Source organism: Pseudomonas taiwanensis DSM 21245 (assembly GCF_000425785.1).
Lineage (GTDB): Bacteria > Pseudomonadota > Gammaproteobacteria > Pseudomonadales > Pseudomonadaceae > Aquipseudomonas > Aquipseudomonas taiwanensis.
Window position 1 is genome coordinate 31,347 of record NZ_AUEC01000005.1, and the last position, 22,018, is coordinate 53,364.

The 22,018-nt window shown below is 62.5% G+C and carries 23 protein-coding genes; 5 read left to right on the forward strand and 18 right to left on the reverse strand.

What is annotated here, in order from left to right:
* Window positions 1-3: 3 nt before the first annotated feature.
* Window positions 4-1,104, reverse strand: a complete 1,101-nt coding sequence (locus H620_RS0100145; protein WP_023381992.1) for an efflux RND transporter periplasmic adaptor subunit — start codon at window positions 1,102-1,104, stop codon at window positions 4-6.
* Window positions 1,105-1,273: 169 nt separating this feature from the next.
* Between H620_RS0100145 and H620_RS0100150 the strand changes: the two genes are divergently transcribed.
* Window positions 1,274-1,915 (forward strand): TetR/AcrR family transcriptional regulator, encoded by a 642-nt coding sequence (locus tag H620_RS0100150; RefSeq protein WP_027906534.1) that lies wholly within the window; start codon window positions 1,274-1,276, stop codon window positions 1,913-1,915.
* A 94-nt stretch (window positions 1,916-2,009) separates the two neighbouring features.
* Here H620_RS0100150 and H620_RS26155 read toward each other — a convergent pair whose 3' ends face one another.
* Both H620_RS26155 and H620_RS0100155 read right to left on the reverse strand, forming a co-directional pair.
* Complete coding sequence (locus H620_RS26155) at window positions 2,010-2,954, reverse strand: RHS repeat-associated core domain-containing protein (protein WP_081669612.1); 945 nt, start codon at window positions 2,952-2,954, stop codon at window positions 2,010-2,012.
* A gap of 304 nt (window positions 2,955-3,258) precedes the next feature.
* Window positions 3,259-4,035 (reverse strand): class I SAM-dependent methyltransferase, encoded by a 777-nt coding sequence (locus tag H620_RS0100155; RefSeq protein WP_027906535.1) that lies wholly within the window; start codon window positions 4,033-4,035, stop codon window positions 3,259-3,261.
* A 104-nt stretch (window positions 4,036-4,139) separates the two neighbouring features.
* On the opposite strand from H620_RS0100155, the gene H620_RS0100160 reads away from it, so the two are divergent.
* Window positions 4,140-4,760, forward strand: a complete 621-nt coding sequence (locus tag H620_RS0100160; protein WP_027906536.1) for a hypothetical protein — start codon at window positions 4,140-4,142, stop codon at window positions 4,758-4,760.
* Window positions 4,761-4,762: 2 nt separating this feature from the next.
* Here H620_RS0100160 and H620_RS0100165 read toward each other — a convergent pair whose 3' ends face one another.
* The 7 genes from H620_RS0100165 to ppc all read right to left on the reverse strand — a co-directional run bounded on the left by H620_RS0100165 (window position 4,763) and on the right by ppc (window position 11,905).
* Complete coding sequence (locus tag H620_RS0100165) at window positions 4,763-5,452, reverse strand: extensin-like domain-containing protein (protein WP_023381996.1); 690 nt, start codon at window positions 5,450-5,452, stop codon at window positions 4,763-4,765.
* A gap of 6 nt (window positions 5,453-5,458) precedes the next feature.
* The gene (locus H620_RS0100170) at window positions 5,459-6,289 is read right to left on the reverse strand and encodes an isocitrate lyase/PEP mutase family protein (protein WP_023381997.1); all 831 of its coding nucleotides are present in this window, start codon (window positions 6,287-6,289) and stop codon (window positions 5,459-5,461) included.
* A 28-nt stretch (window positions 6,290-6,317) separates the two neighbouring features.
* A complete protein-coding gene (locus H620_RS0100175; protein ID WP_027906537.1) occupies window positions 6,318-7,187 on the reverse strand; it encodes a DUF72 domain-containing protein in 870 nt (289 codons plus the stop codon).
* A 3-nt stretch (window positions 7,188-7,190) separates the two neighbouring features.
* Window positions 7,191-7,475, reverse strand: a complete 285-nt coding sequence (locus H620_RS0100180; protein WP_023381999.1) for a hypothetical protein — start codon at window positions 7,473-7,475, stop codon at window positions 7,191-7,193.
* Between the two features lie 130 nt (window positions 7,476-7,605).
* On the reverse strand, window positions 7,606-8,280 hold the full coding sequence (tsaB, locus tag H620_RS0100185; protein ID WP_027906538.1) for a tRNA (adenosine(37)-N6)-threonylcarbamoyltransferase complex dimerization subunit type 1 TsaB: 675 nt from the start codon (window positions 8,278-8,280) through the stop codon (window positions 7,606-7,608).
* Window positions 8,281-8,368: 88 nt separating this feature from the next.
* The gene (adk, locus tag H620_RS0100190; protein ID WP_023382001.1) at window positions 8,369-9,019 is read right to left on the reverse strand and encodes an adenylate kinase; all 651 of its coding nucleotides are present in this window, start codon (window positions 9,017-9,019) and stop codon (window positions 8,369-8,371) included.
* 258 nt (window positions 9,020-9,277) lie between these two features.
* Entirely contained in the window at window positions 9,278-11,905 is a 2,628-nt protein-coding gene (gene ppc / locus H620_RS0100195; protein ID WP_023382002.1) for a phosphoenolpyruvate carboxylase, read from the reverse strand.
* Window positions 11,906-12,076: 171 nt separating this feature from the next.
* Between ppc and H620_RS0100200 the strand changes: the two genes are divergently transcribed.
* The 3 genes from H620_RS0100200 (at window position 12,077) to lptF (ending at window position 13,926) form a co-directional block, all read left to right on the forward strand.
* Complete coding sequence (locus H620_RS0100200) at window positions 12,077-12,421, forward strand: hypothetical protein (protein WP_023382003.1); 345 nt, start codon at window positions 12,077-12,079, stop codon at window positions 12,419-12,421.
* 255 nt (window positions 12,422-12,676) lie between these two features.
* Window positions 12,677-13,087, forward strand: a complete 411-nt coding sequence (locus tag H620_RS0100205) for a DUF4398 domain-containing protein (RefSeq protein ID WP_023382004.1) — start codon at window positions 12,677-12,679, stop codon at window positions 13,085-13,087.
* Window positions 13,088-13,137: 50 nt separating this feature from the next.
* Window positions 13,138-13,926, forward strand: coding sequence for a lipotoxin F family OmpA-related lipoprotein LptF (gene lptF, locus H620_RS0100210; RefSeq protein ID WP_023382005.1), 789 nt, complete (start codon window positions 13,138-13,140; stop codon window positions 13,924-13,926).
* Window positions 13,927-14,068: 142 nt separating this feature from the next.
* On the opposite strand, the gene H620_RS0100215 is transcribed toward lptF, so the two are convergent.
* The 8 genes from H620_RS0100215 to H620_RS0100255 all read right to left on the reverse strand — a co-directional run bounded on the left by H620_RS0100215 (window position 14,069) and on the right by H620_RS0100255 (window position 22,002).
* Window positions 14,069-14,395: a PA3694 family proteiin gene (locus H620_RS0100215; protein WP_023382006.1), complete on the reverse strand. Its 327-nt coding sequence runs from the start codon at window positions 14,393-14,395 to the stop codon at window positions 14,069-14,071.
* A complete protein-coding gene (locus H620_RS0100220; RefSeq protein WP_027906539.1) occupies window positions 14,392-15,312 on the reverse strand; it encodes an alpha/beta hydrolase in 921 nt (306 codons plus the stop codon). Before H620_RS0100220 ends, H620_RS0100215 begins: the two co-directional genes overlap by 4 nt.
* The gene (locus tag H620_RS0100225) at window positions 15,284-16,561 is read right to left on the reverse strand and encodes a flavohemoglobin expression-modulating QEGLA motif protein (protein WP_027906540.1); all 1,278 of its coding nucleotides are present in this window, start codon (window positions 16,559-16,561) and stop codon (window positions 15,284-15,286) included. Before H620_RS0100225 ends, H620_RS0100220 begins: the two co-directional genes overlap by 29 nt.
* 128 nt (window positions 16,562-16,689) lie before the next feature.
* On the reverse strand, window positions 16,690-17,238 hold the full coding sequence (locus tag H620_RS0100230) for a hypothetical protein (RefSeq protein ID WP_023382009.1): 549 nt from the start codon (window positions 17,236-17,238) through the stop codon (window positions 16,690-16,692).
* A gap of 29 nt (window positions 17,239-17,267) precedes the next feature.
* Window positions 17,268-17,972 (reverse strand): TetR/AcrR family transcriptional regulator, encoded by a 705-nt coding sequence (locus H620_RS0100235; RefSeq protein ID WP_023382010.1) that lies wholly within the window; start codon window positions 17,970-17,972, stop codon window positions 17,268-17,270.
* A gap of 144 nt (window positions 17,973-18,116) precedes the next feature.
* The gene (gene lysS / locus H620_RS0100240; protein WP_023382011.1) at window positions 18,117-19,619 is read right to left on the reverse strand and encodes a lysine--tRNA ligase; all 1,503 of its coding nucleotides are present in this window, start codon (window positions 19,617-19,619) and stop codon (window positions 18,117-18,119) included.
* Window positions 19,620-19,712: 93 nt separating this feature from the next.
* A protein-coding gene (prfB, locus tag H620_RS26820) for a peptide chain release factor 2 (protein WP_104881346.1) occupies window positions 19,713-20,808 on the reverse strand; the annotation gives its coding sequence in 2 pieces (ribosomal slippage) (window positions 19,713-20,735 and window positions 20,737-20,808; 1,095 coding nt in all).
* A 189-nt stretch (window positions 20,809-20,997) separates the two neighbouring features.
* Window positions 20,998-22,002, reverse strand: coding sequence for a response regulator (locus H620_RS0100255; protein ID WP_023382013.1), 1,005 nt, complete (start codon window positions 22,000-22,002; stop codon window positions 20,998-21,000).
* Window positions 22,003-22,018 lie beyond the last annotated feature (16 nt).

The window sequence follows — 22,018 nt, forward strand, 5'->3', positions numbered from 1 at the left end:
GACTTACTCCTTGGCCGTCAGGTTCACCACACGGTTGGTGCGATCCACAGGCCGCACCTCCTGCCCTTCGCGCAGCACATGGCCGCCGGCGGCGACCACCCAGTCGCCAGGGTTGAGGCCTTCGAGCACTGGCACAGTGTCACTGCCATAAGCCCCAAGACGCACGGCAGCCCGTTCCAGTCGGCTGTCCTGGGTAACCCGCCAGACATAGGCCTGGCCGTTCTCTGCCGTCACTGCCGAGAGGGGCACCGACAACGGGATCAGACCGTCGTGGGCGATGAACACCCGGGCACTCTGACCCAGCTCGGCCGGTGTTTGCGAGGAGGCGAACGCAATACGTGCCGCGAAGGTACGCGAGCGCGGATCGGCGGCGGGTGACAACTCACGAATGCGTCCTTCGAACCGTTGATTGGGGTGCGACCACAGCTCGATGCTCACGCTTTGCCCCACGCTGAAGCGGGCAAACTGTTGCTCCGGCAGGCCGATGGCCACTTCACGCTCACCGTCGGCGGCGAGGGTGAACACCGTCTGGCCGGCTGCTACCACCTGGCCAACCTCAACTTGGCGTTTGGCGATCACTCCTGCCTGTGGCGCGCGCAGTACCGCGTACTCGGCCTGGTTACCCGCCACCTCGAACTGGGCCTTGGCCTGCTTGAGCCGCGCCAGACCAGCCCGATAGAGGTTTTCGGCATTGTCGTACTGGGAATGGCTGACCATCTGCCGGTCCAGCAGCTTCTGGTAACGATCACGTTCGGCTCGGACCAGCGACAGGTTGGCCTCGGCTGCCGCCAACTGGGCACGGTTGGCTTCCAGTTGCAGGCGCACGTCCTGTGGGTCGAGTTCGGCCAGCGGCTGGTCGGCCTTGACCCGCTGCCCTTCCTCGACCAAACGTTTGCTGACCTTGCCGCCGATACGAAACGCCAGCTCGGGCTCCAGGCGTGCACGCACTTCGCCGGGGAAGCTGTCGGCAGCGGCTTGCGCGGGTTGCGGTTGCACCACCAGAGCCGGACGAGGCGCGGCTGGTGAAGCGGCTTCCTGGCCACACGCCGCCAACAACAACGCGGCGACGGCGGGCAAGGCGAGGGACAAGGCATGACGCAACATGATGAATCCTTTCGCGAAGTGCACATCGAATATTTATACTGACGAGTATATTAAATCAGGCCACCCGCGCCGGGAAGCGGGTGCTGGAAAGAAAATCAACATTAACGATTGGTCTGACCTTGCAGCCGGATGCCGTCCGAACCGGTAAGATGGTCGACTTTTCCACCAGATGCGGACTCCAATGCCCAACGACGCAACCATTGGCCCGGGCCGGCCGAAGGACCTGGCCAAGCGCGAGGCCATCCTCGAAGCGGCCAAGTCGCTGTTCCTCAGCCTTGGCTATGCCAACACCAGCATGGATGCGGTCGCTGCGGCGGCAGGTGTTTCAAAACTCACGGTCTACAGCCACTTCCAGGACAAGCAGACGCTGTTCTGCTCTGCGGTAATGGCCACCTGCCAGATCCAACTGCCCGACCTGCTGTTCGAGTACCCTGAAGGTGTGCCCGTGGAAGAGGTGCTACTGAACATTGCCCGTGGCTTCCAGGCACTGATCAGCAGTGACGAAGCGGTCAAGCTCAGCCGCCTGATCATGGCCCAGGGCAGCCTGGACCCGAGTTTCGGCGAGTATTTCTACGAAGCCGGCCCCAAGCGTGTGCTGGCGGGGATGGAAGCGCTGCTGCGCGGCGCGCATGAGCGCGGGCTGCTGCGCATCGACAACCCGCTGCGGGCGGCGGAGCACTTCTTTTGCCTGGTGAAAGGTGCGCCGGATTATCGGCTGCTGCTGGGGTGTGCGGGGCCGCTGGAAGGTGAAGAGGCCGAGGCGCATGTGCGGGAGGTGGTTGGGATATTTGTGCGGGCGTTCAAGCCTTGAAGAGCAGATAGATGACATGTTCGCCTAAAGCCTAAAATGCCATCTCTGTCTTTTGTGCCTCACCTGCGAAAGACAGAGAAAACGGCATGATTTCTTAATCTCCAGTCCAGCGTCGGATATTACCTTGCAAATGTTCGATCATTGCCGCATCTCTCGTTGTACTCGCACCCCCGCGTGTCTTGAGATTGACTTCTTCTAACTCTGCAAAAGCCCTTTTAATCGCAGCCTCCCTATTTAATGCTTCCTGCGCCGCTCTTCGCTCGACCAGGGTTGTTCTGGCTCGGGGGGCCGGAGAGGCAATAGGATTCAAACTTTGCGACTGAGCGATTCCACTATCACCCAATGATTCCTTAATTTGTAGCTCAATCGCAAACTGTTCATCAATTTCAACTTGATTGAATAAATTCGAAAATTTATCACCTGCGCCGCCTGTCGACTGAGTATGCGTCGATACGCTATGAACTTGGCTTGTTTGACTCGTGACGTCCGGTACAACAGCTTTCGCTACCTTTGGCGCCTTCGCCTTCATCCCAAAGAGTCTTCTAAAGAATTTCCCGATGCCCCAAAAATGCCCTGTTGGATCAGTACGATTAACAGGATCTCCTGCACAATAGGCATACGCATTCAGGCCTCCGCCCCCAAACGGGCTCCAACTGTCAGGGCTGCAGAACCGCATTGTTACAAGACTGAACTGCCTGTAACCATTCCCCAGCAGATAGTTTCCAGTGATCGCATCCGGTCGCTCGCCATTGAAGGCAAGCAATGAAGGGACGCCACCACCCCGCGTAAGCTGGCCGTATGGCGAATAGACCTGCGGTACCGAGCGGCCTCCTTCAAGCATGGAAAGTACTGAGCGCTTCTGATCGCATGCCATTAGTGCGCTGGGCAAGTCGGGCGCATTCTCGTTCTTTTGCGCGAGTAAATGGCCAGCGGCCTGAAGGGCGCGCCAGTGGCCTTGACCATTAATTTCAGTAGACAGAAGGCCCTTACAATAGAAGCGCTTGTGTCCCTGTTGTTGGGTAGCGGGTACGGTAATCATGGCCCAAACACCTTCACTGTGGAGAATGCTCTCTATTTTTGGCAGACGGACTGTAATTTACAACTAGCAAATTTAACAGGTCCACTCAGGATCTGCGCTTTTCACAGGTATAAGCATTGACCTCAGACTGCGCTTTGCCCAAGGGAATTCGCTTGTTCGCAAAGATGTGACGAAGGTATGACACCGACTTCGTCGGTGTTCGCGGCTAAAGCCGCTCCTACAGAGATTTCACACACTTCGGATTCAGTGAGATCCCAGTGGGAGCGGCTTTAGCCGCGGAGAGTCCCGCACATGCAGAACAGCATCAAGCCTTCAACGCCTTCTTCGGATAAATATCATACCGGCTCGACTTGCCCTCAAGGCTATGGCTCGGCTTCGGCCCCTCGATGATTGGCGCCTTGCGCGGTCGCTTGACCACCACCCGGTGGCTGGCCAGCGCAAGGGCCGCTTCCAACAATGCCGGCGCATCCAGATCGTCCCCCACCAACGGCCGGAACACGCGCATTTCCTTTTTCACCAGCGCGCTCTTGTCCCGGTGCGGGAACATCGGGTCGAGGTAGATTACTTGTGGCGGCTCGCCCTCCCAGGCGCGCATGTGCTCGATGGCATTACCGGTCAGCAAGCGCATGCGCCCTACAATCGGCCCCACTTCTTCATCCGCGCGAGCCCGTGCCAGGCCATCCTCCAGCAATGCGGCAATCAGCGGCTGGCGCTCGATCAGCGTCATCTGGCAACCCAGGCTGGCCAGCACGAACGCATCCTTGCCCAGGCCCGCCGTGCAGTCGAGCACCTGCGGGCGCACACCCTGGGCAATGCCCACGGCCTTGGCGATCATTTGCCCGTTGCCACCGCCGAACAGGCGCCGGTGCGCGGCCTGGCCTTCCACGAAATCCACCCGCACCGGCCCTGGCGCCTGCGCGCCCAACTGCTGGATCTGCAAGCCATCGGCGCCCACCTGCACGGCAAAGCCTGCGCCATCGTCAGACAGCGGCAGCCCCAGGCGCTCGGCCCACGCCACGGCCTGCTCCGCATATTCAACCGACATCGCTTCGACCCTGATCCCCGCACCTTGCTCTTGCATCGTCCACACCTAAAAAATCAAACCAAGCCCTTAATGAATCGGCACCTTCGGCCGATACAGGCAATATCCCGCTATTCTGCCAGAGCACAACGCGCGCGACTGCCATGTCAGATACTCTTCCCATCGGCTTGACCTACCTGTCGCCTGTCGGCAACTACGGTCGACAGAATACCCAGGCACTCGGAGGCGTCAGCCACCTGTGGCAGGACTTCTTCGCCCGCGCGATGGCCGAACAGCAGGCCGAAGAGCCCGACAGCGTCAGCCAGGCGTGGGTGCAGTACGACAAAGACAGCGGTGAGCCGATTGGCGGGGCCAAGGCCCTGGCGCTGATCGAAACCCAGCGCGCCTGCCCGGTGCAGGACACCATCGTCGCGCCGCCCGAGCCGCTGTTCCTCCCCAAGGCAGAGCTTGAGGCCCATTTGCTGGAGCCGGCTCCGGAGCCTTTCAGCGTCGCCGAAATGATCCAGCAGCAGCGCCAGCTCGACGTCAGCAACAACTGGCTGCGCCCTATCGTCATGAGCCAGGGCCACCCTCTCCCAGCGCCAGGCCCTGCGCCCTCGCCGCGCCCGCTGCACCTGCCGATCGCCGAGTTCGAGATGGACCTGCTCGACCCTGCGCCGACCCCGTACGACGATGCAACCATGGCCCAGCAGCAGAACGACCTGGAATTCGATATCCACTGGGCGCGCCCGGTGGTGCTGAACAACGTTCGCGCCCAGGCCTGAAATCAACGGCAGATCTGCCAGCGCCCCATATCGAGATGAAAGTGGTTGTGGTGGGCAGCGTTGTAGTCTGGCCCGAGCACCGTGTTGAAACTGTCACACGCCGCTTGTCGCACCAGACCCAGGAACGCCCTCTTCTGCCCGCCCGCCTGCCAGTCTCGCGCCAGCAGGATGCGCTGGCCGTCCTGTAGGCGAAAACCGCTGATATCCAGGGCATTGGCCGTCGCATGCTGGCTCAGGCGGCCCTGTTCGCGGTTGTAGACATTGCGGCAAGCGAAGCTGCCAAGGTGCTCCACTCGAACCACCGACTGGCCGAACACCCGCTGCGCAGCCGGTTGCAGCCCATGGCGCTCGAACAGCGCGTAAGCCACCGCCAACGGGCAGCTGGCAAGGAAACTACTGCTCAGGTGGGCTTGCCCTTGCTCGATGCGCCACACGTTCTGTAGCGGGCATTTGGCCGACGCCGGGCTGTCGGCTTGCGCCCGGTAGCGCAAGCCAGAGATCTCCAGCGCTTGGCGGCATAAGCGGGGGTCGTTGCGCAGGCGTGACAACTTATAGGCTGTCAGCAGGTTCGGCGGTTGACGCACATCCAGCGCAGCCCAGGGGTTCCAGGCATCAGGCAGGCGCCAGCCGTACTGCCAGGCGAGGCCCGCCGCCAACAGCAGCAAGCCGCACAGCAGCCCCAATGCGCGCATGGCGCCTCAGCGGCGGAACAGGTCGTTGAGCTGGGCGAACGACAAGGCCTGCTCGCCGTAGCTGAAAGTGCCTTGCTCGCGAATCTCCAGCGCTGCGCGCTGCAATGCGCCCAGCGCCGCGCGGGCCAGTGACGAGCCAACGCTGATGCGACGCACGCCCAAGTCCTGCAGCTGATTGACGCTCAGCGGCACACCCGCCAGCCCCATCAGCACATTGACTGGCTTCGGCGCCACCGCCTGTACCACGGCACGCACTTCATCGACAGTGCGCAGTCCCGGCGCATAGAGCACATCGGCTCCCGCCTCGGCAAAGGCCTGCAGGCGCCGGACGGTGTCATCCAGATCCAGGCGCCCGTGCAGCAGGTTTTCCGCCCGGGCGCACAGGGTGAAGGGGAATGGCAGGCTGCGGGCAGCCTGCACCGCGGCGCGCACCCGCGCCACAGCCAGCTCGAAGTCGTAGATCGGCGCATCGGCATGGCCAGTGGCATCCTCGATCGAACCACCGACCAAACCTGTTTCGGCGGCACGCAGGATAGTCTGGGCACACTGCTCGGGCAGATCGCCGAAGCCGTTTTCCAAGTCGGCGGCCACCGGCAAAGGCGTCGCATCGACGATCACACCGGCGTTGTCCAGCGTCTCATCCAGGCTCAAGGCGCCTTCGGCATCCGGTCGCCCCAGGCTGAAGGCCAGGCCCGCACTGGTAGTGGCCAATGCCTCGAAGCCAAGGCTGGCCAGCAGCTTGGCGGATCCAGCATCCCACGGGTTAGGGATGACGAAGGCGCCGTCACGCTCGTGCAGTGCCTTGAAGGCCTCGGCTCGTAGGGTCTGTACATCCATGGTCATAACCTCCGGGGTCGGCGAGTGATCAGAGTAGCCCCAGTTGTTCGACCTCGGGGGCGCGCGGCAATTCCGGCAAGGCGGGCAGGCCGGGCAGGCGCGCCATCAGCCGTTGGTGAAACCGTTGCGCCAGCGCCGCGGCCAAGCGATTGTCGGAGGTGTGCAGGAACACATAAGGCATGCGCCCTTGCTCGATCCACACCGCGACCTTGTCCACCCAAGGGGTAAGGAACGTTTCGTTGGCCTCAAGCTGGGGATGGCCGATGAAACGCACCTGCGGGTGCTGGCTGAAGGCAGCAGGGCGTGGCGGCACCTTGGGCTTTTTCGACTGCGCGTGCAGTACGGCAGGGTCACGGGAGTTGCAGCTGAACAGCGCACGGGGATCGAGGCAGATGCGCTCGACACTACGTTCGTGCAACAGCCGGTTGAGCAGCCGTTCCTCCTCGCCCTTGGCGAAGAACGCCAGGTTGCGCACCTCGACAGCTACCGGTACGCCAATCTCGTCGAGGAAATAGCACAGCTCGCCCAACCGCGCGGGGCTGAACTGGGCTGGTAACTGCAGCCAGTACGGCGATACGCGCTGGCCCAGCGGAGCCATCAGGCGGGTGAAATCCAAGGCAGGCTCGAGCTGGTCACGCAGGTCACCCTCGTGGCTGATATCCCTGGGAAACTTGGCGGTGAAACGAAAGTGCTCAGGCATGACCTGCGCCCAGCGGGCAAGGGTGCTGGGCGCAGGGCGAGCATAGAACGTGGTGTTGCCTTCGACGGCGTTGAACACTTGGCTGTAGTAGCCAAGCATTTCAGCGCTGCTGGCATCGGCGGGATACAGGTAGTCGCGCCAGGCGTTTTCGCTCCAGGACGGACAACCGAGAAAATAAGGCAGGGGTGAGGGCGTCATCCCTCAAATGTACAGGTCGAGCCCAAGTACTTCCATGTCCCAATCGGTAAAACCGGCGGTGCTGAGGTAACTGGCCAGCGCAGTGGCGGTTCGGCGGTCTCGGGCACGGGGAAAGATCAGGTCTTGTTGACGGGCGGGCAAGCCGCCATTGCGTCGAGGTGCGGCCGCCTGCTCGTCAACGGCCTCCTCGATCACTTCGGCATCGTCGACAGATTCATCGCGTACCGGAGCCTTGCGCGGTGCACGCTTGATCGGATAGGACTGCGATGAGAAACCGTCGATACGCATGGAGTGAGCACTCTGGACCAATGATGGCAATTTAGCAGCATCAGGGATCCATCGCTAATGCTCGAGTGATAACTGGACCACAGTTCGCACAAAAGGTTTATCGACAACCGCGATAACCGACGAACGACCGTCAACGTGCCTTTGGCGTAGCCACATTATCGCGCAAGTAGACCGGTTGCGCCTGCTCGGCGGCGATGGCCTCGCCACGCGCCCAGGCGTAACCGGCAAGGCTGAGAATATCCAATGCATGGGGCAATGCGCCTGCGTCGCTGGCGCTGACCGGTACGGCCAGGCGCTCGGCGTAGCCCCACCCGGTACCTGCGCCGAACCATTCGCCACGGCTCCCCTCAGGCAAGCTCACGCGCTCTGGCGGCAGTACCGCTTCCTGGCCAACCAGGCGCATTTCGCCGGCCTCGGCCTGGTAGCAACCCCAGTACACTTCGTCCATGCGCGCATCGATGGCGGCTGCCACTTGCTGCACACGGCGCTCGCGCAGAGCGCCCTGGGCCAATGCGGCCAGGTTGGAGACCGGCAATACCGGGCGCTCCAGGGCAAATGCAAGGCCCTGCACGACGCCAATGGCGATGCGCACACCGGTGAAGGCACCTGGACCGCGACCGAAGGCGATGGCATCCAGAGCATTGAGCGCAACGCCTGACTCAGCCAGCAACTGCTTGATCATCGGCAGCAGTTTCTGCGCGTGCATGCGGGGGATGACTTCATAGTGGCTGGTGACCTTGCCGTCATGCAGCAATGCAACGGAACAGGCTTCGGTGGCGGTATCCAGGGCCAGCAAGGTGGTCATCGAACAGGTTTCCAGGCAACGGGGAAAAAGAGCGGCAGTATAAACGACAACGGCCCGCAAGCGGGCCGTCGTGACGCACGGTGATGGATCAGCTCAGCGCTGCCAGCACCTTGGCGGTGATCGACTCGACCGAACCAACGCCTTCGATGTGGCTGTACTTCGGCTTGCCGTTGTGGGCGGCCGACAGCTTCTGGTAGAAGTCCACCAGCGGCTTGGTCTGGCTGTGGTAGACCGACAGGCGGTGACGCACGGTTTCTTCCTTGTCGTCGTCGCGCTGGATCAGGTCTTCGCCAGTGACGTCGTCCTTGCCTTCCACTTTCGGCGGGTTGTACTGAATGTGGTAGGTGCGGCCCGAAGCCAGGTGCACGCGGCGACCGGCCATGCGGCCAACGATTTCTTCGTCGTCCACGGCGATTTCAACCACGGCGTCGATATCGACACCGGCGGCAACCATGGCTTCAGCCTGCGGGATGGTGCGCGGGAAACCGTCGAACAGGCAGCCCTTGGCGCAATCAGGCTGGGCGATGCGCTCCTTGACCAGGCTGATGATCAGCTCGTCGGAGACCAGCTGGCCGGCATCCATGACTTTCTTGAGCTCCAGGCCCAGCGGGGTACCGGCCTTGACGGCGGCACGCAGCATGTCACCGGTGGAGATCTGTGGAATACCGAACTTCTCGGTGATGAACTTTGCCTGAGTACCTTTACCGGCCCCGGGAGCTCCCAGCAGAATTACGCGCATCTTGTGCTCCTCATATTTTTCTATGCAATTCAATGGATTCGGCGACCAGGGCCAAGTCCGGAAAATCGGGTATTGACCAGAAATCGGTCAAAAGGCTGCTCAAGATACACAGCGCCCGGCAGCCAGACAAGCGTCCCAAAGTTTCAGGATTGCGCCATGTACGACCTGCCCAAGAGGCGGTTGCGCTCGGCGCAACCACCCTCCTCACCCGGCCATGCCCCCTTGGCGTAACCCGGGCATGACGGCCGCTTGCAGACCTCAACCGGTGTTGCGCAAGCCCGCGGCGATACCCGCCACAGTCACTAGCAAGGCCTGCTCCAACGGGCTGTCCAGAGCGGCTTCACGGCTGCGCGATCGGGCCAGCAACTCCGCCTGAAGGCGGTGCAGCGGGTCCAGGTAGGTATTGCGCAGGCTGATGAATTCCAGGGTCTCGGGGCTGTGTGCCAGTAGCACCGGTTGCCCGGTCAAACCCAGTACGACCCGGCATGACTGCGACAATAGGTCGCGCAGGTGCGCACCTAAAGGAAGCAGGTGCGGTTGCACTAGACGTTCGTCGTAGGCCTCGGCAATTTGCGCGTCGGCCTTGGCCAACACCATCTCCAGCATGTCGATACGGGTGCGGAAGAACGGCCATTGCTCGCGCATCTGCGCCAGCAGCGGGCCCTGGCCACGGCTCAAGGCATTGGTCAGCGCGGTCTCCCACCCCAGCCAGGCAGGCAGCATCAGGCGGGTCTGGGTCCAACCGAAGATCCACGGAATGGCGCGCAAGCTCTCTATACCGCCGGCGCGGCGCTTGGCCGGGCGACTGCCCAGCGGCAGGCGCCCCAGCTCCTGCTCTGGCGTCGACTGACGGAAATATTCGACGAAATCGGGGTTCTCTCGCACCACCCCGCGATAAGCCTTGAGGCCATCGGCCGCCAACTGGTCCATCACCTCGCGCCATGCCGGCTCAGGGGGCGGAGGCGGCAACAAGGTGGCCTCCAGCACGGCGGCCAGGTAAAGGTTGAGGTTCTGCTCGGCGATGCCTGGCAAACCGAACTTGAAACGGATCATCTCGCCTTGTTCAGTGGTGCGGAACCGCCCCGCCACCGAGCCTGGCGGCTGCGACAGAATCGCCGCGTGGGCCGGGCCACCGCCACGGCCTACGGTGCCACCGCGGCCATGGAACAACAACAGTTCCACCTGATGCTCTTGGCAGATACGCACTAGGTTCTCCTGAGCGCGATACTGAGCCCAGGCCGCTGCGGTAGTGCCCGCGTCCTTGGCCGAGTCGGAATAGCCGATCATCACTTCCTGCGGGCCGCGCAGGCTGGCGCGATAGCCCGGCAGGCCCAGCAGCCGCTCCATCACCGGGCCGGCGTTATCCAGGTCGGCGAGGGTCTCGAACAGCGGCACCACACGCATCGGTCGGGTCAGGCCAGCTTCCTTGAGCAGCAATTGCACGGCCAGCACATCCGAGGCGGCTCCCGCCATGGAGATGACATAGGAACCCAAGGAAGCTGCGGGCGCCGCCGCGACTTCCCGACACGTGGCCAATACCTCGGCGGTGTCGGCCTGGGGCTTGAAATGCGCCGGCAGCAGCGGCCGGCGGTTTTTCAGTTCGGTCTGGAGGAACTCGATCCGCCGGTCTTCATCCCACTCGGCGTAACTGCCCAGACCCAGGTAGTCGGTGATTTCCGACAGCGCATCGCGATGCCGGGCAGCATCCTGGCGCACGTCCAGGCGGCCGAGGAACAGGCCGAAGGTCACTGCCCGACGCAGGCTGTCGAGCAGCGGACCGTCGGCGATCACACCCATGCCGCACGCATGCAGGGACTGGTAGCACAGTTCCAGCGGTGCGATCAGGTCGCGGTTGTCCACCAGCACTTCGGCAGGCATCGGCTGCGGGCTGGCCAGCGAGGCCTGGGCCCAGGCTCGGGTCGCCCGCAGGCGGTCGCGCAACTGCTTGAGCAAGGCCCGGTATGGCTCGGCGCTGTCGCCGACCTGTTCACGCAGTGCAGCGCTGGCCTGCTGCATGGAAAGTTCGGCGGCCAAGGTATCGATGTCGCGCAGGAACAGGTCGGCGGCCATCCAGCGAGCCAGTAGCAAGACTTCCCGGGTAACGCTGGCCGTGACGTTGGGGTTGCCATCCCGGTCGCCGCCCATCCAGGACGCGAAACGGATCGGCGCCGCCTCCAGTGGCAAGTGCAAGCCCGTGGCCTCGAACAGCGCTTTATCGACTTTGCGCAAGTGGTTGGGAATGGCCTGCCACAGGGAGTGTTCGATCACCGCGAAGCCCCATTTGGCTTCATCCACCGGTGTGGGCCGGCTGCGGCGTATTTCTTCGGTGTGCCAGGCCTCAGCGATCAACCTGCGCAAGCGCTCGCGTACCTGTTGACGCTCAGCCGGGATAAGGTCCCGATGGTCCTGGGCGGCCAATTGCCCGGCGATGGCATCGTACTTCTGAATCAGCGTACGTCTGGCAACCTCGGTCGGGTGAGCGGTGAGCACCAGTTGGATATCCAGCTTGGCCAGTTGCCGGGCCAGCGCATCGTTGCTGTGCCCTGCCTGCTTGAGGCGCGCCAGCAGTTCTGGCAATACGCGCGACTCGAACGGCTCTGGCTGGTCAGCGTCACGGCGTCGAATCAGTTGATATTGCTCGGCCATGTTGGCCAGGTTGAGGAACTGGTTGAACGCTCGGGCGACAGGCAGCAGATCTTCGTCGGCCAAGTCCGCCAGGGTCGAGCTCAACTTCTCCCCAGCGCTGCGGCGATCGGCCTTGGCGCTGTGGCGGATGTCCTCGATCTTCTGCAAGAACGCTTCGCCGTGCTGCTGACGAATGGTCTCGCCAAGCAGCTCACCCAACAGATGGACATCTTCACGCAAGCGCACATCGATATCAGTCATTGGCCCTCTCTTTGGCGCGGCTCGCCCGCGCGCTCGCCCAGGTAACAGCACAGGCACCAAGAGTGCCCACAGCCGAGCTGCCATGGCAAGCCGCGATCGGGCAAAGCAAACTAAAGTTAGAGCAAAGCGTCCGATGCAATGCCGTCCTTCAAGGCATAGAAAGAGGTGATCATGAAAATCCGTGAACTCGTCCAGCACTGGGAACAGAATGCAGCAGGCGCCCTGAGCCCAACGCCCCACATACTGCACTTGGACCTTGAGTCCGAAGCGCGTCTGGCTGCGCTGATCGACATGTACCCCAAACGCTCGGCCGAGGAACTGCTCGGCGAGCTGGTCGCCGCCGCACTCGAGGAGCTGGAGGCCAGCCTCCCCTATGTGAAGGGCCAGCGGGTCATTTCCACCGACGAACAAGGCGACCCACTGTACGAAGACGTAGGCCCCACCCCACGCTTCCTCGCACTGTCCCGCCATCATCTTCACGCACTCAGCGACTTGGCCAAAGACGGCAAGAACTGACCTTCCGGGCCCTGGCCTCTCCCTGCCCTCCTCTCTCGCCGGCAAGCCGGCTCCTGCAGTTGCATTGCCTCGCCTGCAGGAGCGGGCCAGGTGATTTTTTCTGAACTATTCGAAAAACGCCCAAGTCACAGCCATTAGCCACCACGCTAAAACCCTGCACACTTGCGGTTGTGCACTGTGAGGCGCCAGCACGCGGTCGTGTCAGGGAACAAGCGATGGACTGCTACGGACAACGTCGTAAACAGGAGTGATCCAATGGAACTGACTATGAAGCGCCGCACCTGCTCCCCCTCATCCACCCCTGTGCGTGGAATCAAGCTGGCCGCGCTAGCCCTTGGCGGTAGCCTGATCCTGGCCGGATGCGCCGGTAAACCGCCCACCGAGCAGTACGCCGTCACCCAGTCCGCGGTGAATTCGGCGGTCAGCGCCGGGGGCACCGAGTTCGCCGCAGTTGAAATGAAAGCCGCCCAGGACAAATTCAAGCAGGCGGAAATCGCCATGCACGACAAAAAGTACGACGAGGCCAAGCGCCTGGCCGAGCAGGCCGAGTGGGACGCTCGCGTGGCCGAACGCAAGGCCCAGGCCGCCAAGGCCCAGAAAGCCGTACAGGATGCCCGCCAGGGCGCTCAGGACGTGCGTGAGGAAGGCCTGCGCAGTGCTCAATGAGCCTGCCTACGCCAATCCCAGCCTTCGCAACTGATCAAAGGAAGAACACTATGCGCAATGCCATCATGATTCCCACCCTGCTGGCCCTGAGCGTCGGCCTCGCCGCGTGCGCCCACGACCCGAACCCGAACCTGGAGTCGGCCCGCACCAACTTCTCCTCTTTGCAAAGCGACCCTCAGTCGAGCAAAGTGGCGGCCCTGGAAACCAAGGACGCCCAGGACTGGCTGAACAAGGCCGACAAGGCGTTCATGGAGCGTGAAGACAGCAAGAAGGTCGACCAGTTGGCCTACCTGACCAACCAGCGTGTGGAGGTGGCCAAACAGACCATCGCCTTGCGCTCGGCTGAAAACGAGCTGAAGAATGCCGCCGCGCAACGTGCCCAGGCCAAGCTCGATGCCCGTGACGCGCAGATCGCCAAGCTCCAGGAAAGCCTCAACGCCAAGCAAACCGACCGTGGCACGTTGGTGACCTTCGGCGACGTGCTGTTCGACTTCAACAAGGCTGAGCTCAAGAGCAGTGCCTACCCGAACGTCACCAAACTGGCCCAGTTCCTTCAGGAGAATCCGGAGCGCAAGGTGATCGTCGAGGGTTACACCGACAGCGTCGGTTCGGCCAGCTACAACCAGAGCCTGTCGGAACGGCGCGCCAATGCCGTGCGCATGGCACTGGTGCGCGCTGGCGTCGATCCGGCGCGCATCGTTGCCCAAGGGTATGGCAAGGAGTACCCGGTTGCGGACAACGCCAGCAACTCCGGGCGTGCACAGAACCGTCGGGTAGAGGTCACCATCTCCAACGACAACCAGCCGGTGGCGCCGCGGGCGGTGAGCCAGGTGCAGTAAGCTTCAATGACGTGATCGCGGGGGCCGCTTTGCGGCCCTTTCGCGACGCAAGGCTCCCACATCGCCTGCACAATATCCGCTTGCGGCGGCTGCCCTGTTTCGCGACAGCTTGCGCAGCAGCTTGACCCTTGAACCGCTCCTTTCACTGCGCTTGTTGCGGCGTCTCCTCGCCCATGCAGCGTACCGCCCGCTTGCGGTTGTCCACCAACACGCCGGTCAGGCCTTTCTGCTGCGTATCGAACAGCACCAGCACCCCATCGACGCACTGGGCCACTTGAGGTGCCGGGTCCAGGGAAACCTTGTAGTCCTCCCCTGGAACGGTCTTGAGCATGGTGTAGTCCTGCAACAACAACGCGTCCTCGGGCTTGGCGAAATGCAGGTAACCGTAGTACCAGAGGGCCCCCACCGTCACGATGATGCTGCCGACGCCGGTCAGGATCAGCGGGATGGCGTTGCGTTCTTCACTCATTGCTTGTTCTTCTCGTCAGGGTAATTGGGTATTTCGGCCAGCCGCCGCAGACCGTTGAAACGGCTGGGGTCGTCGAGGAAACGCAGCATCACCTGGCGCCAGACCGGGTCGGCGAAGGTCTGCACATGGCCACCACGGGTCAACTGCAAGACCCGCGGTGGCGGCGCGTGCTGGTACAGGCGAATACCATTGTCCATCGGCACCAGGTTGTCATCGATACTGTGGAAGAACAGCTTCGGCGGTCTGCTCAGTTGCTCGACCGAGCGAATCGCACTGTCGCCGTCCGGCACTAGCCAGGACAGTGGCACCTGCAGCGGCCAGGTCATCCATGAAGTGCTCAAGGCGTAGCGGCCGACGGCGCGATAACTGGCCGGCACGCCGTCGAACACCAGCGCGCTGAAGCGCTGCTGCTGCTCGGGGTGGGCCGCCAGGTAATGGATCGCCATCGCTCCGCCGAGGCTCTGGCCCAGCAATACCAATGGCTTGTTCTTCACCTCGGGAGCCTGGTCCAGCCACGCCATCGCGGCAGCGATGTCCAGGTAGACCTCCGGCAACGACGGCTTGCCTTCGGATAAGCCGTAACCGCGATAGTCAATCATCAGTACCTGGTAGCCCTGCTCCGGCAGCCAGTAGCTGCCACCCAGGTGTCCCGGCAGGTTGCCACCATTGCCGTGCAGGTGCAGCACCGTGCCCTTGAGCTGGACACCGGCCTTGGCCGGCAGCCACCAACCGTGCAGACGGACACCATCCGAGGTCATCAGACTGACATCGCGGTAGTCGAGCTTGGCTCGCGCCGGTGTGAACGCCTGCCCTGGTTCAGGGTAGAACAGCAGGCTGCTGCAGCCACCCAGCCCCAGCAGCACGCTCAGGGCCAGCAGGCGCCAGCATTCAGAGAATGTTCGCGTAGTCGGCTTCAATACGGTCCAGGCTCAGGTGGTTGAGGAAGTTGGAGAAGCACATCCAGGCCGACAGCGCACTCAGGTCCCGGAACTGCTCCGGCAGGTATTTGGGGGGCTCCACCAGGCCTTCTTCGACCAGTTGGCGCAGGGTGCGCATGTCTTCCAGGGTGGTCTTGCCGCAGAACAGCAGTGGAATCTGCTCCAGCTTGCCCTTCTTCACGGCCAACTGAATGTAGTTGTAAACCATGATGAAGCCCTTGAGGTAGGACAAGTCCTTGGTGAATGGCAAGCCATTGGGCACCGAACCGCGGAATACCCGGCTGGCATTGCTGTAGCACTGCGCCATTTCGAAACCTTGCTCGCGGAAGAACGCGAAGACCTGCAAGAAGTCCGCCCCCTCCTCGACCATATGGATGGCCCGGGTGCGGTTGGTCAGCTTGCGCAACCGGCAGGGGTAGGACGCAAAGGCGATCACCTCCATGAGGATGGCCAACCCCTCCTGGGTCACCGTCGACGAGGGCGGGCCCTTGGCCAGGAAGGTGCAGATCGGCTGGTTGAGACCGTTCAGCGTGGTGCCCACATGCACCAGTCCCTCGTGAACTTCCAGCGCGCGCACATCGCGGCTGTTGAACATGGCGTCGGCGCGGACCTTGATGTAGTCGGCTCCCGCCGCGGCATCGGCGACGATACCGTCGGACTCGAATACGCGAATGGTTTCCTCTGCCTCGCCGAACACCTTGTTCAGGCGGTGCTGGAGGATGTCCACGGCCTCCTTGGCGGTAAGGTTCTTCGGTTCGTCCTTGAGGTCGCCACGGCCGTCGATGTTGTTCAGGTAGTCCGAGAGCATCAGGCCCAGATCGGCCAAGGTCGGGTCACCCGCGTGGAAGGCGTCGGAAGCGGCGCCGTAGAGCTCCTGCGAGATCAGACCGAAATCCTCGGTGCCACGCGCTTCGAGCATGCGCACCACCATGCGGTACTCCTTGCACATGCGCCGCATGATCTGCCCAACCGGGTTGAATTGGCCCAACTGGCGGGTGATATCGCGCTCGATGCTCTGGAACTCGGCCTTGACCGCGCTGGAATCGAACGACAGAGGGCGGGACTGGTAATAGGCACGGTCGACGGCCGGCGGTTCCTTGCCCTTGGCCTTGAGAAAGCCTTGGCGGATGCTGTCGTCCCACTTCACCGCGTCCAGGACCCGGATCGGGGTCTGTGCCGCGACGATGCGGTCGGACAGGGCGCGGATGGTTTGCTGGTATTCGTCCACCGGGGACTCCTTATTGGAACTGAGTGCCAAGCCTTTGCATTGCCTGTACCGGCCTCTTCGCGGCTAAATCCACCACAGGTACTGCAATCCCTGTAGGAGCGGCTTTAGCCGCGAAGCAGCCAACACGGTTATTTGCCGGCCCGCTGGAACCGCGCCACCTCGACGAAAAGGTCGGAGTTGGCCGGGTCGTCCAGGTAGGCCAATACCCGCGCCGACGGGCTGTCGATCAATATGCCCTCACCATTGTCCTCAGGCACCTCGGTGCTGCGCCCACTCAGCTCCTTCTTCTCGACCGCCTGCTGCACCTGCTCGACGTCCAGGTTGTAAAGCACCAGCTCCTTGCCATCGACGATGTCGAAACCGCCGATCAGGAAATTGCCGCCCAGGCGCTTGGGAACCCCGGCCGACAGGTACCAGCGGTTGCCGTGGCGCGACACAGTGAACACATATTCTTCGGGTTTCTTGCCCTTCGCAGTGGCAACCGCCTTGTAGGCATCGGCACCACTGCGGCTGATCACCAGCTTCAGCGGCTCGCCCCACGCGTCCTTGCTGCTCCATTTGCCGAGCAAGGCCTTGGGCGCCGCCTGGTTGCTCGGCAGCGGCTCATGGAAGGTCACCAGACAACCGCCCAGCAGCAGGAATGACAACGTCAACAACACCACACGCCAGGCTTTCATCAAGTTCTCCTTGAAAGTTCGGTCTCAGCTCAGCCCGATGCCAACACCAGGTGCAAGTATCGGGTAAGCATAGCGAGCATCTGCCCATCGGCCTGCGTGTCAGCGTCCTTGAGCAGGCCCTGATATTCCATCTGCTCGATTATCGCCGTCAACATGTGGGCGTCCTGTTCCGGTTGCCGCGAGCCGACCACTTGCAGCAGCTGGCGGGTGCCATGCAGCAGGATCTGCTCGTGGGCACAGACCAGCTCGGCCAGACGCGGGCACAGCAATGCCTCCTGACGGAAGGCCTGCTCGGCCATGAGGAAGTCTCGGCGGTTGAGCAACTGGCGCGACACATAGTCGGCGGTCATGCGCGCCACCTCGTCGGCCAGCCGTGCCCGCGACTCCAGGCTGCCATCACCCTGCGCCACCAACTGGCGCAGCAGCACTTCAGTATTGGCCCACAACTTGGCCATATAGGCGGCACTTCGCTCGACGTACTGGGCGAAGGTATCGGTGAGCAGGTCCTCGATATCCTTGAAGTAATAGGTGGTAGCCGATAGCGGCACACCCGCCTCGGCGGCTACCGCCCGGTGGCGCACACCACGGACACCATCACGCACGACGATCCGCATGGCGGCGTCGAGGATCAGCTGGCGGCGTTGCTCGCTGCCTTGGCGGGCAGTCTTGCGGCCTTGGTATTGCACGCTTTCGGCGACGGCGGTGGCGATGCCGGCGGCGCCCTGGTGAGGCATTGCGGGTGTCACGGGGGGTACCTCATGAACAGTGTTTCGTCAGTGCCGGACGCTTCGCGGCTGCGGATGCGAAGCGGCCGGCACCACCAATACGGATGTACAGGCAAGAAAAAGCCGCCTCGAAAGGCGGCTCGTTCAATTGACTCAGGCCTGCGGACGCATGTGCGGGAACAGGATCACGTCACGGATAGACGGCGAGTTGGTCAGCAACATCACCAGGCGGTCGATACCGATACCTTCGCCCGCGGTCGGCGGCATGCCGTATTCGAGGGCGCGGACGAAGTCGGCATCGTAGTGCATGGCTTCGTCGTCACCGGCATCCTTCTCGGCCACCTGGGCCAGGAAGCGTTCGGCCTGGTCTTCGGCATCATTGAGCTCGGAGTAGGCATTGGCGATTTCGCGGCCACCGATGAACAGCTCGAAGCGGTCGGTAACCGCCGGGTTCTGGTCGTTGCGACGGGCCAGCGGCGAGACCTCGAACGGGTACTCGGTGATGAAGTGGGGCTGCTCCAGCTTGTGCTCGACCAGCTCTTCGAAAATCATCACCTGCAGTTTGCCCAGGCCTTCGTGGCCCAGCACCTTGGCACCGGCCTTCTTGGCGATTTCACGGGCGCGGTCGACGTCCTGCAGGTCGGCAGCGGTGAGTTCCGGGTTGTACTTGAGGATCGAGTCGAACACCGACAGGCGGGCGAACGGCTCGCCAAAGTGGAATACCTTGTCGCCGTACGGCACATCGGTGGAACCCAGGACCAGCTGCGCCAGCTCGCGGAACAGTTCCTCGGTGAGGTCCATGTTGTCGCGGTAGTCGGCGTAGGCCTGGTAGAACTCGAGCATGGTGAACTCGGGGTTGTGACGAGTCGACACACCTTCGTTACGGAAGTTGCGGTTGATCTCGAAGACTTTCTCGAAGCCACCGACCACCAGGCGCTTGAGGTACAGCTCGGGCGCGATACGCAGGAACATGGCCATGTCCAGCGCGTTGTGGTGGGTTTCGAACGGCTTGGCCGCAGCGCCGCCCGGAATGGTCTGCAGCATCGGCGTTTCGACTTCGAGGAAGTCGCGCTCGATGAGGAACTTGCGGATATGCGAGATCACCTGCGAACGAACGCGGAAGGTGTGGCGGGTTTCTTCGTTGACCATCAGGTCGACGTAGCGCTGGCGGTAGCGCTGCTCGGTGTCGGTCAAGCCGTGGTGCTTGTCCGGCAGCGGGCGCAGCGACTTGGTCAGCAGGCGCACATCGGTCATTTCCACGTACAGGTCGCCCTTGCCAGAACGGGCCAGGGTGCCTTCGGCGCTGATGATGTCGCCCAGGTCCCAGGTCTTGACCGCAGCCAGGGTTTCTTCCGGCAGGGTCTTGCGGTTGACGTAGACCTGGATGCGGCCAGTCATGTCCTGGATGACCATGAACGAGCCACGGTTGAGCATGATGCGGCCTGCCACCTTGACCGGAATCGCTGCAGCTTCCAGCTCTTCCTTGGTCTTGTCCGCGTACTGTTTCTGCAGGTCGTTGCAGTAGCTGTCGCGGCGGAAGTCGTTGGGGAAGGCATTGCCTTTGGCGCGCTCGGCGGCAAGTTTTTCCTTGCGCAGCGCGATCAGGGCGTTTTCTTCCTGTTGCAGGTCTTGCGGTTGGGTGTTGAGGTCGCTCATGTCGTCATTCTTTCCATCAGGTGTTCGTTGCCCCTGTCGGGCAGGGCACGCGATACGGGCCGATGGCCTCGTATCGCGGCGGTGGTATGCGGTTTACAGGCCCTGCTTGAGGCTTGCTTCCAGGTACTGGTCGAGGTCGCCGTCCAGGACCTTCTGGCAGTCGCTACGCTCGACGCCGGTACGCAGGTCCTTGATGCGCGAGTCATCCAGCACGTAGGAGCGGATCTGGTGGCCCCAGCCGATGTCCGACTTGCTGTCTTCCAGCGCCTGCGAAGCGGCATTGCGCTTCTGCATTTCCAGCTCGTACAGCTTGGCCCGCAGCATTTTCATGGCGGTGTCCTTGTTGGCGTGCTGGGAGCGTTCGTTCTGGCAGGCCACCACGGTGTTGGTCGGCACGTGAGTGATACGCACCGCCGAGTCGGTGGTGTTGACGTGCTGACCACCGGCACCGGAGGAGCGGTAGGTGTCGATACGCAGGTCGGCCGGGTTGATTTCGATCTCGACCTTGTCGTCGATCTCGGGCGAGACGAATACCGCCGAGAACGAGGTGTGGCGACGGGCACCGGAGTCGAACGGGCTCTTGCGCACCAGGCGGTGCACGCCGATCTCGGTACGCAGCCAGCCAAAGGCGTACTCGCCCTTGATGTGCACCGTAGCGCCCTTGATGCCGGCGACCTCACCTTCGGAAAGCTCGATGATGGTGGCATCGAAACCACGCTTGTCGGCCCAGCGCAGGTACATGCGCAGCAGGATGTTGGCCCAGTCCTGCGCCTCGGTGCCGCCAGAGCCGGCCTGGATGTCCAGGTAGGCGTTGTTCATGTCCATCTCGCCGCTGAACATGCGACGGAACTCAAGCTGGGCCAGGATTTCTTCCAGGCCTTGCAGCTCGGTCACGACGTCGCTGACGGCGCCTTCGTCATTTTCTTCGACGGCCATGTCCAGCAGGTCCTTGCAGTCGGTCAAGCCGTTGGACATCTTGTCCAGGGTCTCGACGACCTGCGCCAGCATGGCACGCTCACGGCCCAGCGCCTGGGCGTACTCAGGCTTGTTCCAGACGTTGGGGTCTTCCAGCTCGCGGTTGACTTCGATCAGGCGGTCATGCTTGTGATCGTAGTCAAAGATACCCCCGAATGGACTGGGAACGCTCGGTGAGGTCCTTGATGGTGTTCAGAATCGGTTGGATTTCCATGGGCGGGCAGCTCTCGTGCGAATTCGGTGAAAAGCCCGCGAGTATAACCCAGTCTGGAGCCTGGCGGCAGACCCGCCGGGCGGTAGAAAATGGTGTCGGCCCAGGGGACGTAAAGCGCTTGCACGGTCTTCTCGCCAGCAAGCCCGGTGCGACCACGGCAGGCACCCGCTTGCCGGCGATGCGGCCCTGTCAGGCGATACCAACCTGATTGCGACCGCTGTTCTTGGCCAGGTACAACCCCTTGTCCGCCGCCGAGATCAATTGCCGGCAATGACTGCCGATACTCGGCGTCTGCGTTGCCAGGCCAATGCTCACGGTCAGCACCGAGTCGGCGTGGGGGGCACTGTGCGGGATATTCAGCCCGAGGATGGTCTGGCGTAGCTTCTCCGCCACCAGCCGGGCGCCTCCCGGCGACGTGTTGGGCAACACCAGGGCAAACTCTTCGCCACCATAGCGCGCCGGCAGGTCGGAGGGACGCGAGCAGCAGTCCCGGATGGCATCGGCGACCTGACGCAGGGTCTCATCGCCTGCCAAATGGCCAAAGCTGTCGTTGTAGGCCTTGAAGTAGTCGACGTCGATCATCAGCAGCGACAGTTGCTGCTGTTCACGCATGGCCCGACGCCACTCCAGTTCCAGGTACTCATCGAAGTGACGGCGGTTGGACAAGCCGGTAAGGCCGTCGGAGTTCATCAGCCGCTGCAGCATCAGGTTGGTGTCGAGCAGTTGCTGCTGGCTCACGCGCAAGGCGCGGTAGGCTTCGTCTCGTTGCAACAGGGTCAGGTATGAACGCGAGTGGTAGCGAATACGTGCTACCAGCTCGATGGTATCCGGCAGCTTGACCAGGTAATCGTTGGCTCCAGCAGCGAACGCCGCGCTCTTGACCAGCGGGTCTTCCTTGGTCGACAGCACGATGATCGGGATGTCCTGGGTCGCTGCATTGCTACGGTATTCGCGCACCAGGGTCAGCCCGTCCAGGCCAGGCATGATCAGGTCCTGAAGAATCACCGTAGGCTTGATGAGCACTGCCTGGGCCACGGCCTGGTGCGGATCGGCACAGAAGTGGAAGTCGATGTTCTCTTCGTGGGCCAGGCCACGACGCACCGCCTCGCCGATCATGGCCTGGTCGTCGACCAACAGGACCATTGCCGAGTTTTCGTTGGTGGTCGTGAAACCGTCGATCGGTAGATCATTCATCCGTAATCATCCAGTC